The sequence below is a fragment of the Halomonas sp. PGE1 genome (assembly GCF_013000985.1).
Taxonomy (GTDB): Bacteria; Pseudomonadota; Gammaproteobacteria; order Pseudomonadales; family Halomonadaceae; genus Halomonas; species Halomonas alkalicola.
Map to the genome: position 1 here is coordinate 1,934,183 of NZ_CP053032.1, position 12,433 is coordinate 1,946,615.

The window sequence follows — 12,433 nt, forward strand, 5'->3', positions numbered from 1 at the left end:
TCGCCTCGCCACCCGGTGGCCAACGGCCAGGGTGATTCGGCTTGCCGTCTATGCTGAAGGGATGTCCAGGCAGCGGTGATTCCCCATGAGCATGGAGCAGCAGATCGAGCGGCTCTACCGGCAGCACTCTGCCAGGGTGCTGGCCACCCTGATCCGGCTGACCGGTGATTTCGACCTCGCCGAGGAGGCGATGCAGGAGGCCTTCGCCAGTGCGGTGCAGCAGTGGCCGGGGGAGGGCGTGCCCGAGCATCCCGTCGCCTGGCTGATTCGTGTCGGCCAGCGCCGCGGCGTCGACCAGATCCGGCGGCGCCAGGTGATCCGCCGCCATGCCCGGGAGCAGACCCCCCTGGAGGAGGCGTCCCTGCCGGCCGGGCTCGATGCCCTTGAGTCCCTCGATGCCGTGACGATCCAGGACGACATGCTGCGCCTGCTCTTCACCTGCTGCCACCCGGCACTGGCCATGGCGGACCGGGTGGCGCTCACCCTGCGCGAGATGTGCGGCCTGACCACCGAGCAGGTGGCTGCGGCCCTGCTGGCCAGGCCCGCTACCCTGGCCCAGCGCATCGTGCGGGCCAAGCGGCGCCTGCGCGAGCTGGGCCTGCCCTACGAGGTGCCTGAGGCCGCGGCCCTGCCGGAACGCCTGGCCGGGGTGCTGCGGGTGCTCTACCTGGTGTTCAACGAGGGCTACTCGCGCAGCGACGGAGAGGCGCTGCTCGACGTCAGCCTGGCCGAGGAGGCGATACGCACCGCCCGCGCGCTGGTCGAGCTGCTGCCCCGGGGCGAAGCCTTCGGCCTGCTGGCGCTGATGCTGCTGCATGATGCTCGCCGCGCCGCACGCCAGGGCGCCGATGGCGAGCTGGTCCCCCTGGAGGAGCAGGATCGAGGGCGCTGGGACCGGGAGCGTATCGAACAGGGCCTGGCCTGCCTGGCCCGGGCGCTGGAACTCACGCCCACCGGCCCCTACACCCTGCAGGCCTCCATCGCCGCGGTGCACGCCGAGGCGCCCCGGGCCGAGGCCACCGACTGGGCTCGCATCGTACGGCTCTACGCGGCGCTGCAGCGCCGCCAGCCCTCGCCGGTGGTGGCCCTCAACCAGGCGGTGGCGGTGGCCATGCGCGATACCCCGGAGGCGGGCCTGCACCAGCTGGCGACGCTGGGGGATGAGGCCGCCCTGGCCGACTATCACCTCTTCCATGCCGCCCGGGCCGACCTGCTGCGCCGCGCCGGCCGGTCCGACGAGGCGCTCCTCGCCTATCGGCAGGCCCTTGCGCTGTGCGGCCAGGGGGCCGAGCGGCGCTACCTCGAACGCCGGTTGGCCGAGCTCGAATGCTGAGCAGGCGGGGCGAAAAAAACCTGTCGGCTGTCGATCTGCGTCGAGCCGGTGCGGCTCAAGGAGGTAACCCACAGCTAAGGAGGATGTCATGCGTTACATGCTGATGCGCAAGGCCGATGCCCGGACGGAGTCGGATCCCCAGCCGGATGTGAAGGTGCTCGCCGCCATGGCCGACTATAACCAGCGGATGCTCAGGGCCGGGGTGATGGTCTCCGGGGATGGCCTGAGGCCGAGCCGCGAGGGCTGCCGCCTGATCTTCCGCGACGGCGAGCCTAGGGTGGTGGTCGGCCCCTTCGCGCCCAGCGAGGAGCTGCTGGCTGGCTACAGCGTGCTCGAGGTCGACTCTCTGGAGGAGGCGATCCGCTGGGCCAGTCAGTGGCCCCCCGAGGACAGCGACGGCAACGTCACCCTGGAGCTGCGCCGCTACTACACCCTCGAGGACTTCGCGCCGAGCGCCGGCCTCGAGCAGCATCGCGTCCAGGCCCGGCTGCCCGACGAGCTCAACCTGCATCTGACCTTCCCCGGCACCTGCCGGGAGGCGATGACCTACTACGTCGAGGTCACCGGCGGCCATCTGGAAGCGCTGATCACCTACGGCGAGACCCCGACCGCCGCGGAGGTCCCGGCGGACTGGCACGACCGCATCATCCACGCCTCGCTCAACCTGCGCGGCCGCCGGCTGATGGGGGCGGACATGCCGGGAGAGGACTACCGTGCTCCCCAGGGCGCCCGGGTGCACCTGGAGTATGACGACGAGGCCCAGGCCGCCGAGGTGTTCCGACGGCTTGCCGAGGGCGGGGAGGTCGCCATGCCCTTCGCCGAGACCTTCTGGGCGCGGCGCTTCGGCATGCTCACCGACCGCTTCGGGATGCCCTGGATGATCGCCTGCCGGACCGGCCACTGCCTGGATCAGGAAACGGGAGGTGCGTCATGAAGTATGCCGCCCTGGTCTACTACCAGGAGAGCCTGATCGCCGCCATGACCGACCAGGAGTGGCACGACCTCAATCAGGAGTGCGTGGCCGGGGTGGAACGGCTGACCGAGCAGGGGCACTTCCTCGGCGGCCAGGCACTGCAGCCGGTGGAGAGCGCGGTCAGCGTGCGCCTTCGCGACGGCGAGCCGCTGGTCTCCGATGGCCCCTTCGCCGAGACAAAGGAGCAGCTGGCGGGCTTCTACCTGCTCGAGGCCCGCGACCTCAACGAGGCGCTGCGCCTCGCCGGGCGCATTCCGCCGGCGCGCTTCGGCACCGTCGAAGTGCGGCCGATCCGCGAGCTGCCACCCCGTGACCCGGCACCCGAGACCGCCCCGTCGCGGCCCCCAATAGGAGGAGAGACCCCATGAACTATGTCGATGGCTTCGTCGCCGCGGTGCCCACCGCCAACCGCGAGCAGTACATCCAGCATGCTCGAGATGCCGCGGAGGTGTTCAAGGAGCACGGTGCGCTGCGCGTGGTGGAGTGCTGGGGGGATGACGTGCCCGAGGGCAAGGTCACCTCCTTCCCCCTGGCCGTGCAGTGCCGGCCGGACGAGACGGTGATCTTCTCCTGGCTGGTCTGGCCTTCCCGCGAGGTCCGCGACCAGGCGATGGCCAAGGTCATGGCAGACCCGCGCCTGCAGCCGGACGTCAACCCCATGCCCTTCGATGGCAAGCGGCTGATCTACGGCGGCTTCGAGGTGGTGGTGGACGAGTAGGGGTGGCGCTGCCCCCTGCCATGGGCCGATTGGCCGGGGGCGGCCGGCATGGTATTGCTGGGGATGCCCTCCTCACCACAAGGACCCCCGTGATGCCCCAGCTTGCTGACCTCCCGCCGGCCAACCCGGCCCCCGGCCGCCCATGACTGCGATACGTCCCGCCGCGACCCTGGCCCTGGTGCGCGACAGCGACCGGGGGCTCGAGGTGCTGCTGCTGCAGCGCACCTGGAAGGCCGCCTTCCTGCCCGGCTACTTTGTCTTTCCCGGCGGCGCCGTGGACACCCGCGATCCGCAGGTCCGGGCCTGTGCCTCGGGACGCGATGATGCCGCCGTCAGCCAGACCCTGAGCCTCGACGAGGGCGGCGCCGACTACATGATCGCCGCCCTGCGCGAGTGCCTGGAGGAGGCGGGCCTGCTGCTGGCTTTGGACGGGCAGGGGCAGCCGGTGCCGGGGGATCACCCGATCCTGACCGAAGGGCGCGAGGTGCTGCGCGGCGAGGAGGTCGGCTTCCGCGAGCTGTGCGAGCGCCACGGCCTCTCGCTGCCGCTGGACCGGCTGGCCTACGTGGGCCACTGGGTGACGCCGCCGGGGGCGCCGCGGCGCTTCGATACGCGCTTCTTCGTGGCCCTGGCGCCGCCGGGGCAGCAAGCGAGCCATGACGGCAGCGAGACCATCGCCCACGCCTGGCTGACCCCCGCCGAGGCTCTGGCCGATCACCGCCATGGCCGGCTGGCGCTGGGCTATCCCACCCTGCGCACGCTGCGCCTGCTCGCCGAGTTCCGCGATGCCGAGGCGCTGCTGCGCCATGCCCACGCCAACCCGCCGACGCCACGCCCGAGCCGCCCCTGGCCCGCCCGCAAGGGGGGCGCCGACTGGCAGGTGGAGCCGGACGCGCCGGCCTATGCGGAGGTGCGCCGCCTGGACCCGCACCGCCACGGCACGGCCCACGCCGAGATCATGCCCGGCCGGGCGGTGGCCCTGGTCCCCGGGGTGACCCGAGTGACCGCGCCCAACCCGGGGGTGATGACCGGCCCCGGCACCAACAGCTACCTGCTGGACGATGGCCGGGATCATGTGGTGATCGACCCCGGCCCGGCGGACCCCGAGCACCTGGAGCGGCTGCTGGCGCTGGCCGGCGGGCGCCTCTCCCGGGTGCTGGTGACCCACACCCATATCGACCACTCGCCGGGGGCGGCCTGGCTCAAGGCGCGCACCGGCGCCCGGCTGGTGGGCCTGCCGCCGCCGCCCGGCGCCAGCCAGGACGCCACCTTCGCCCCGGACCACCGGCCTCGCCACGGCGAGCGCCTCGACACGCCGGCGGGGCCCCTCAAGGTGCTGCACACTCCCGGGCACGCTTCCAACCACCTCTGCTACCTGCTGGAACCGGCGCGGCTGCTGTTTGCCGGCGACCAGGTGATGCAGGGCTCCACGGTGGTGATCAACCCGCCGGATGGCGACATGGCCGCGTACATCGCCGCCCTGCACGCCCTCGGGCAGGAGGCCTTCGACACCATCGCCCCCCGGCCACGGCTTCCTCATCGGCGAGGCCCACGCCGCCATCGACTTCCTGGTGACCCACCGCCTGGCGCGGGAGCACAAGGTGGCCCGTGCCCTGGCGTGCCACGGGCCGGCGAGCCTCGAGGCGCTGACCCGCTATGCCTATGACGACGTGCCGGAGGCGCGGCTCGGGGTGGCGGCGCGCTCGGCGCTGGCCCACCTGCTCAAGCTGGAGGGGGAGGGGCGCGCCGAGCAGCGGGCGGGGGAGTGGATGGCGCGCCAGCCCTGAGTAGGCGCGGTTTCGGGCGCCAGAGAACAGAGCAGGCGCGGCCTTGGACGCCAAGGCGTCGGGGGCGAGCGGGAGCTGCTGCGTTCACTCCGCTTCAGAGCGTTCGCCAGGGCGGGGGAGGCGGCGTCTGCAGGCTCTCCAGCAGCGTGGCGAGGGCCTGCGACAGCGCCTCCCGGGAGGCCGCCGCGCCGAGGCAGAGGCGCACCGCCTGGGGGGCGGGCTCGCTGCCCACGCAGAAGGGTTCGGGGCCGGTCAGGCGCAGGCCGCGGCGCTCCAGATCGGCCAGGAGCTCGGCGGCGCGCACCCCCTCGGGCAGCGGCAGCCAGAGGTTGCTGCCGTGGGGGCGCCCGCTGGGGGCATAGGCGGCCAGTTGTGCCCGCGCCAGGCGCTGGCGTTCGCCCAGCTCCGCGGTCTGCCACGCCAGCAGCGTGGCGGCATCCTCGCTCGCGACCCAGCGGCACACCGCTTCGACCATCAGCGGCGGCACCATCCAGCTCTGGGCACGCAGGGTCGCCCCCAGCCGCTCGCGCAGCGCCTCCGGTACCACCAGGGCGCCGATGCGCAGCCCGCCGGCCAGCACCTTGGCGGTACTGAAGGTGAACAGGGTGCGCTCCGGGGCGAGCTGGTAGAGGGGCGTGCCGCGCTCGCTCGCCGGCAGGTACTGCACCCCATCCTCCAGGATCCAGAAGTCGTGGCGTGCGGCGAGCTCGGCCAGCCGCTCGCGGCGCGCCTCACCCATGGGCGTGCCGGTGGGGTTGTTCTGGTCCGGCGTGACGTAGACCAGCCGCGGCGGCTGCTGGGCGCAGAGCCGCGCCAGGGCATCCATGTCCATCCCCGCGTCATCCAGCGGCACCGGTAGCGTCTTGAGGTGCGCCAGGCGCGCGGCGCCGATCAGCCCCGGGTAGGTGAGGGCATCGGCGGCGATACGCTCGCCGGGGCGGGTGAGGGCGCGCAGGGCCAGGTCGATGCCGTGCTGGCCGCCCTGGGTGACCATCAGCGCCTCCGGGGCAACCGGCATGCCGAGCCGGCCCATCCAGGCGGCGAGCTGCTCGCGGTGCCGCGGCAGGCCTCGCTCCGGCTGGTAGTTCACGCAGTGCCGCAGCACCGCCTCGTCCCGGGCGATCTCCGCCAGGGCGCGACCCAGGGCGGCCGCGCGCAGGGGGTGAGGCGGCGGCAGGCTGAGGCTCAGGTCGATCAGGCCGTCGTGCGCCTCGACCGGGGTAGCCAGGAAGGGGGAGGGCTCGGCGGCGTCGGTGCCGCGCACGTAGGTGCCGCTGCCGACCCGGGCCGTCACCCAGCCCTGGCGCTCCGCCTCGGCGTAGGCGCGGGTCACCGTGCCCACGGTGACGCCCAGGGCGTCGGCCAGCCGGCGCTGGGGGGGCAGACGCTCCCCCGCTGCCAGCTCGCCGCTGCGGATGGCCCCGGCGATGGCGTCGCTGATGGCCCGGTAGCGTGGGGCCTCGGGGTCGAGGGTGGGGGTCCAGATTGTCATGGTGGCAATAAAAGCCTTGCTGGGAAAATTGCACCGCTTATTCTGGTGATTGTAGGCATTGGATGCCGCATTCACCAGTGATAACGCTAAAATTGTATGGGTGCAATAAATGGACGCCTTGGCATTCCTCGGGCCCGCAGGGCTCTACATAATCTCCATGACCCTCACGCCGGGTCCCAACAACGTGATGTTGACCGCCTCGGGCGCCAACTACGGCTTCCGACGGACCCTGCCGCACATGTTCGGCATCCTGGGGGGCTGCTTCCTGCTGTTTGCCGGGATCGCGCTGGGGCTCGGCCTGCTCTTCGAACGCTACCCGCCGGTGCAACTGGCGCTGCGCCTGGCGGGCAGCGCCTACCTGCTCTACCTGGCCTGGCGCATCGCCACCGCGCCGCCGCCGGACCTGCGCCGGCGGGGCGAAGGCCGCCCGTTCACCTTCTGGCAGGCGGCGGCCTTCCAGTTCGCCAACCCCAAGGCCTGGGTGATGGGGCTGGCACTGATGGCGGGCTTCCTGCCGTCCGGCGGGGACACCCTGCGCAACGCCCTGCTGCTGGCGGCCTTCGCTGAGCTGGTCGCGCTGCCGTGCATTGCGCTCTGGGCCGGCTTCGGCGTGGCCATCGGCCGCTGGCTCAACACGCCGCGGGCCTGGCGTCTCTTCAACGGCCTGATGGGGGCGCTGACCGCGGCCTGTGTCTGGCTGATCCTCGCCTGAGGGCGGGGCGCTCCCGAGGCGCTATGCCCAGCGCTCGTCGGCGGTGAAGGCCACGGTGAACCAGCGCCGCTCCGGCGGGATGGAGAGCCCGGCGCTGATCTGCTCGCGGATCTCGTCCATCACCGCCACCCCCTGGCCGGCGCCGAACTCGGGCGCGGTGACGATGTGGATCTCGATGAAGTGCCCGCGCCCGGCCTTGGCCACGTGGCTGTAGTAGGTGAGCAGCCCCTCCCGGGCCATCACCGGCGTCATGGCGGCGTGCACCTCGCGGTCGACCGCGCTCGGGGCGATCAGGAAGATCTCGCGCACCGCCCGGCGCACGATACCCAGCGGCACCGGCATGAAGCAGGCGGTGAGCACCATCAGCAGCGCGGAGTCGACGTAGCGGGTCAGGTGCGCCCAGGCGGTGTCCTGCAGCAGCAGGGCGATGGCGAAGGCCACCAGCAGGGCGGTGGTGATCAGCGCGGCCATCAGCCAGCCCTGGATGTCGATGCGCACGAACTCGGAGTCGGCGCGACGGTTGAGGCGCTTCTGGTAGATCACCATGGTGAAACAGGCGATGGCCACCACCACCGCATAGGCGATGGCGAGGTCGAAGTCGAGCTCGCGGCCGCCCTCCATCAGCCCCTGAACGGCATTGAGAAAGGCGTAGAAGCAGAGCAGCATCAGGATGGCGCCGTTGAGCGCCGCCACCAGCGGCTCCAGATGCCAGTAGCCGTGCTGGAAGCGCTGGCTGGCCTCGCGGATGGCGAGCCGTGCCACCACCAGCGAGAGCCCCGACATGGCCGCGTCGATGGTGGAGAAGACGCCGTCGAAGAGGATCGACTGGGAGCCGGCCAGCAGGCCGAAGGTGACCCCGAGGCTCGAGACGACGAGGGTGACGACGATGGAGACCTTGAGGGCGCGCTGTTCCAGCGTGGCTTGCATGATGGTTCTCGGATAGGGAAAACCGTTCATTCTAGCCGAGCGCAAAACGCCGGGCGAGGGGGCTCGTCCGGCGTCCTTGAGGCATCTGCTGGGGCTCAGGCTCAGGGCCGGCAGACGAAGTAGTCGTTCTGGATGTCGTGCTCGAGCTGCTGCACCCGGATATCGCGGAAGCCCGCCTCCTTCAGGTAGGAGAGCGCCCGCTCGCGGCCCCACATGGTGCCGAGACCCTCGCCGCCCTGGGCCAGCGACACCGTCATGCAGTGGCTCACCGAGACGGCGTAGAGCAGGGCGCCCAGCGGGTGCTCCCGGTCCAGGTGGTGGTGGCTCGAGGCGTGGATGTCCTGCACCAGGTAGACGCCGTCCGGCGTCAGGCTGCGGTGGATGCCCTTGAGCAGCCGGCGCGGCTGGCCCTGGTCGTGGATGCCGTCGAAGGTGGTGACCAGCTCGAAGGCGCCGGGCTCGGCGGTGGCGTCGAAGTCGCTCAGGTCGCGGATCTCGAAGCTGAGGTTGTCGAGCCCCGCCGCCGCGGCCTGCTCGCGGCCCCACTCGATCGCCTCCGCCGAGAGATCGTAGCCGACGAAGCGGCTGGCCGGGTAGCGCTCGGCCATGGCCAGCAGGGCGCGGCCGCGCCCGCAGGCGCAGTCCAGCACGCGGATGCCGGCCTCGAGCCGCGCGGGCAGGCCCGGCGCCAGCGGCAGGATGGCGTCGAACAGCGCCGGCAGCACGGTCTGGCCGCTGTCGCTGGCCATTACCTCCTGGAAGCGCGGATAGCGGGAGTAGGGAACGCCGCCGCCCTCGCGGAAGCAGCGCACCACCTCGTCCTCCACGCCGCCCAGCATCGAGATGAACTGGGCATAGATGGCGAGGTTGGCGGGGCCGGCATCGGTGAGCAGCTCGGCGTGCTCGGCCGGCAGCCAGTAGGTGCCGCGCGCCGGGTCGGTCTCCACCACGCGGCCGGCCACCATGCCGCCGAGCCACTCGCGCACATAGCGCTCGTGTAGGCCGGCGCGCTCGGCCAGCGCCTCGGGCGTGACCGGCCCGGCGGCGGCCAGGGCCTCGAACAGGCCGGTGCGGTGGCCGAGGGAGGTGAGCAGCATCACGCCGCCCTCGTTGAGCGCCGAAACCAGGCGCGACTCGAAGTCGTCGGTGCTAGGGAGCGTTAACAATTAGGCCAGCCATATGACGGCGGATACAAGGTTGAGTAGCGACTGGTAGTTTCTCGCCAGTCGCTCATAGCGTGTTGCCAGCCGCCTGAACTGCTTGATTTTCTGGAAGAACCTTTCTACCAGGTTGCGATCCTTGTAACAGTGCCAATCTATCTCGGGGCATTCCAAGCGATTCTTTCTCGGCGGAATCACCGGCTCGGCGCCCACCGCTCGAATGATGTCCCTCAAAGCGGTGGAATCATACCCCTTGTCGCCAAGCACCGCCGCTGGAGAAAAGCCCGCCAGTAACGCTGGGGCGGCTCCGTACTCAGACGCTTGGCCCGGTGTGAGGATTAGCCGTACCGGGTTGCCGAGGGCATCGACCGCCGCGTGGATCTTGGTGCTCAATCCCCCACGCGATTTCCCCATGGCTTCGGTGCTCTGAGCCGTTTTTTTGCCGCCCCATGCTGATGAACTTTGACGATACTGCCATCTATCATCAGCTGCTCCATGTCGGGATCATCGGCTAATGTGTCGATAACCTGCTGCCAGACCCCCTTCTTAGACCACCGGTTATAGCGCATGTAGACAGTGTGCCAGCGACCGAAGGCGTCGGGCAGATCACGCCAGGGAGCGCCTGTCCGGGCGATCCACAGGACGGCTTCCACGAACAAGCGATTGTCCTTGGCCGTCACCCCGCGATCTGAAGCTTTGCCGGGGAGCATGTGCTCGATGCGCTCCCATTGGTCATCACGTAGCATTAGCCGAGGCATAGATCACCGAAAAATGCTGATATTCTAAATCAGCCCGATCTCCATCAGCAATTGTTAACGCACCCTAGCCTTGTGGGCATGGGGTATGGCGATGTCACACATGATCGGGCCCTCTTGTCGTTGTGGGGAGTGACGCGACCAGCTTAGGACCGTGGCATCGCCGACACGCAGGCGCTTCGTGCCGCAACCGGGGGTTTCCTGCCATGGGCGAGCCCGCCGCCACCATCGCACTTCTCGCGGTGCCCGAGACCACCGCCTCGACCCTCTATGGCATGTACGACCTGTTCGGCGCCACCGGCCGCGACTGGGAGCTCCTGGTGCACGGCCGCAGCGGTCCCTCGCTGCTCAATCCCTGCATCGTCTCCCGGGACGGGCAGGGCTTTCGCACCGCCAACGGCGCCTGGATCCAGCCCGACGGCGCCCTGGCGGACCTGCCGGCGCCCGTGGCGATCTGCATTCCCGACCTGCTGGTAGCGCCCGAGGAGCCCCTGACCGAGCGCTCCTTCAAGCGTCGCTTCAAGCAGGCCACCGGCATGACGCCCATGGACTACGTCCACACCCTGCGGCTGGAAGAGGCCAAGCAGATGCTGGAGAGCGGTGACGCCCCCATCGACGAGGTGGCCGAGCAGGTCGGCTACGCCGACCCGAGCTTCTTCCGCGCCCTGTTCCGCCGCCGCGTCGGCCTCACCCCCAGCCACTACCGGCGGCGCTTTCGCGGCATGCGGCTGCGCCTGCAGTGAGCCGCGCGGAAGGTCCGGCGCGGGCCCGGGAGGGCGAGGCCGGCCGGGCTCTGCGTTTACCCAGCGCCCGCGTCGCCACTGGCGGGGGCTGCCTGCCTCTTCCAGACTGACGACGATGCCCCCTTCCCATGCAATCAGGAGCCTGCCATGAGCCAGCCGGTCATCGCCGACAACAAGCCGAAGAAGGTCACCCTGGAGAAGGGCAAGGAGTACGCCTTCTGCCGCTGCGGCCGCTCCGGCGACCAGCCCTTCTGCGACGGTTCGCATAAGGGCACCGGCTTCACGCCGCAGATGTTCACCGCCGACAAGGATGGCGAGGCGTACCTCTGCCAGTGCAAGCAGACCGGCGATGCGCCCTACTGCGACGGCACCCACAAGCAGTTCAGCGGGGAGCAGGTGGGCCAGGAGGCCCCCGAGCCGAAGGGGGACGGTGATGGCGCGCGGGTGCCCAGGGCCGAGGCCACCGAGGAGGAGCCCACCGTCGAGTTCATCCACCAGCTGGCCCGGGAGGGGCTCGAGGGGGTGGGGCACCATGGGCCCATGGCCGCCATGGGGGTGCCGCGCCATCGCCTGCCCCAATGGGACGACCTGCAGCTGATGGTGGCGCAGCTGGCCACCCAGCCGCTGCTCGACGATGCCGAGGTGGCCACCCGCCTGGTGGTGGGCCCCGAGGCGAAGAGGCCGCTGACCCTGGAGATGCCGCTGCTGGTCTCCGACATGAGCTTCGGCGCCCTCTCCGAGGAGGCCAAGGTGGCGCTCGCCCGCGGGGCCGAGCGGGCCGGCACCGGCATCTGCTCCGGCGAGGGTGGCATGCTGCCCGAGGAGCAGGCCGAGAACTCCCGCTACTTCTATGAGCTGGCCAGCGCCCGCTTCGGGTATGACGAGCAGCTGCTCGAGAAGGTACAGGCCTTCCACTTCAAGGGCGGCCAGGGCGCCAAGACCGGCACCGGCGGCCACCTGCCGGGCAACAAGGTGACCGGCAAGATCGCCGAGGTGCGCGGGCTCGAGGAGGGCCAGCCCGCGGTGTCGCCGGCCACCTTCGAGGACCTGCACAGCGTGGCGGACTTCCGACGCTTCGCCGATCGCGTGCGCGAGATCACCGGCGGCGTTCCCGTGGGCTTCAAGCTCAGCGCCAACCATATCGAGCGCGACATCCAGTTCGCTCTGGACGCCGGGGCCGACTACCTGATCCTCGACGGCCGCGGGGGCGGCACCGGGGCGGCCCCCACCATGTTCCGCGACCATATCAGCGTGCCGACCATCCCGGCGCTGGCCCGGGCCCGGCGCTACCTGGACGCCGAGGGGGCCAGCGGCCGCGTGACCCTGATCATCACCGGTGGCCTGCGCCTGCCCATCGACTTCGTCAAGGCCCTGGCGCTGGGCGCCGATGGGGTGGCCATCGCCAACAGCGCCATGCAGTCCATCGGCTGTGTGGCAGCGCGCATCTGCAACACCAACAACTGCCCGGCGGGCATCGCCACCCAGCGTGCGGACCTGCGACAGCGGCTGGATGTCGACAAGTCCGCCGCCCAGCTTGAGCGCTTCCTGCGTGCATCCACGGCGCTGATCCAGGTGATGGCGCGGGCCTGTGGCCACGACAGCCTGGCCGGCTTCAACTCCGACGACCTGGCCACCTGGAAGCGCGAGATGGCGTTGCTCAGCGGGGTGCGCTACGTGGGGGTCATGGACCCCGGGCGCTGACGCCCCCTCGGTCAGGGCTTCCCCACCCCTGGCGTCGTCTTGCGACTGGCGAGTAGCTCCCGGCGGATTACGCTGAAGGGAAAGAGGGCCGCGGCACAAGGGGGCGTTCGGCCTGGCGCGCCTGGCAGCGCT

The 12,433-nt window shown here is 70.7% G+C and carries 13 protein-coding genes; 9 read left to right on the forward strand and 4 right to left on the reverse strand.

All coding sequences use genetic code 11. The features are described 5' to 3' along the window. Nucleotides 1-85: 85 nt before the first annotated feature. The 6 genes from HIR79_RS09100 to HIR79_RS18480 all read left to right on the forward strand — a co-directional run bounded on the left by HIR79_RS09100 (nucleotide 86) and on the right by HIR79_RS18480 (nucleotide 4,811). Entirely contained in the window at nucleotides 86-1,333 is a 1,248-nt protein-coding gene (locus tag HIR79_RS09100) for an RNA polymerase sigma factor (RefSeq protein WP_169958092.1), read from the forward strand. Between the two features lie 88 nt (nucleotides 1,334-1,421). Continuing rightward, a complete protein-coding gene (locus tag HIR79_RS09105) occupies nucleotides 1,422-2,267 on the forward strand; it encodes a YciI family protein (RefSeq protein WP_169958093.1) in 846 nt (281 codons plus the stop codon). Then, on the forward strand, nucleotides 2,264-2,674 hold the full coding sequence (locus HIR79_RS09110; RefSeq protein WP_169958094.1) for a YciI family protein: 411 nt from the start codon (nucleotides 2,264-2,266) through the stop codon (nucleotides 2,672-2,674). Before HIR79_RS09105 ends, HIR79_RS09110 begins: the two co-directional genes overlap by 4 nt. Continuing rightward, on the forward strand, nucleotides 2,671-3,024 hold the full coding sequence (locus HIR79_RS09115; protein WP_169958095.1) for a DUF1428 domain-containing protein: 354 nt from the start codon (nucleotides 2,671-2,673) through the stop codon (nucleotides 3,022-3,024). Before HIR79_RS09110 ends, HIR79_RS09115 begins: the two co-directional genes overlap by 4 nt. A gap of 142 nt (nucleotides 3,025-3,166) precedes the next feature. Further along, entirely contained in the window at nucleotides 3,167-4,690 is a 1,524-nt protein-coding gene (locus HIR79_RS18475; protein ID WP_249322296.1) for an MBL fold metallo-hydrolase, read from the forward strand. Beyond that, nucleotides 4,626-4,811: a hypothetical protein gene (locus HIR79_RS18480; RefSeq protein ID WP_249322297.1), complete on the forward strand. Its 186-nt coding sequence runs from the start codon at nucleotides 4,626-4,628 to the stop codon at nucleotides 4,809-4,811. Before HIR79_RS18475 ends, HIR79_RS18480 begins: the two co-directional genes overlap by 65 nt. 94 nt (nucleotides 4,812-4,905) lie before the next feature. On the opposite strand, the gene HIR79_RS09125 is transcribed toward HIR79_RS18480, so the two are convergent. Beyond that, on the reverse strand, nucleotides 4,906-6,303 hold the full coding sequence (locus HIR79_RS09125) for an aminotransferase-like domain-containing protein (RefSeq protein WP_169958096.1): 1,398 nt from the start codon (nucleotides 6,301-6,303) through the stop codon (nucleotides 4,906-4,908). A gap of 109 nt (nucleotides 6,304-6,412) precedes the next feature. Here HIR79_RS09125 and HIR79_RS09130 point away from each other — a divergent pair, with 109 nt between their 5' ends. Next, on the forward strand, nucleotides 6,413-7,015 hold the full coding sequence (locus HIR79_RS09130; protein WP_169958097.1) for a LysE family translocator: 603 nt from the start codon (nucleotides 6,413-6,415) through the stop codon (nucleotides 7,013-7,015). A 21-nt stretch (nucleotides 7,016-7,036) separates the two neighbouring features. Here HIR79_RS09130 and HIR79_RS09135 read toward each other — a convergent pair whose 3' ends face one another. The 3 genes from HIR79_RS09135 to HIR79_RS09145 all read right to left on the reverse strand — a co-directional run bounded on the left by HIR79_RS09135 (nucleotide 7,037) and on the right by HIR79_RS09145 (nucleotide 9,860). Further along, entirely contained in the window at nucleotides 7,037-7,942 is a 906-nt protein-coding gene (locus tag HIR79_RS09135) for a cation diffusion facilitator family transporter (protein WP_169958098.1), read from the reverse strand. Nucleotides 7,943-8,043: 101 nt separating this feature from the next. Continuing rightward, nucleotides 8,044-9,108, reverse strand: a complete 1,065-nt coding sequence (locus HIR79_RS09140; RefSeq protein ID WP_249322298.1) for a class I SAM-dependent methyltransferase — start codon at nucleotides 9,106-9,108, stop codon at nucleotides 8,044-8,046. Further along, nucleotides 9,109-9,860 (reverse strand): IS5 family transposase gene (locus HIR79_RS09145; protein ID WP_371317400.1). Its coding sequence is split into 2 segments (ribosomal slippage): nucleotides 9,109-9,534 and nucleotides 9,537-9,860, totalling 750 coding nucleotides; the frame shifts between segments, so codons are not numbered across the junction. A 203-nt stretch (nucleotides 9,861-10,063) separates the two neighbouring features. On the opposite strand from HIR79_RS09145, the gene HIR79_RS09150 reads away from it, so the two are divergent. After that, nucleotides 10,064-10,600 carry a helix-turn-helix domain-containing protein gene (locus tag HIR79_RS09150; RefSeq protein WP_169958099.1) on the forward strand — a complete coding sequence of 179 codons (537 nt, stop codon included), beginning with the start codon at nucleotides 10,064-10,066 and terminating at the stop codon, nucleotides 10,598-10,600. Between the two features lie 147 nt (nucleotides 10,601-10,747). Then, entirely contained in the window at nucleotides 10,748-12,301 is a 1,554-nt protein-coding gene (locus HIR79_RS09155) for a glutamate synthase-related protein (protein ID WP_169958100.1), read from the forward strand. Nucleotides 12,302-12,433: the final 132 nt, after the last annotated feature.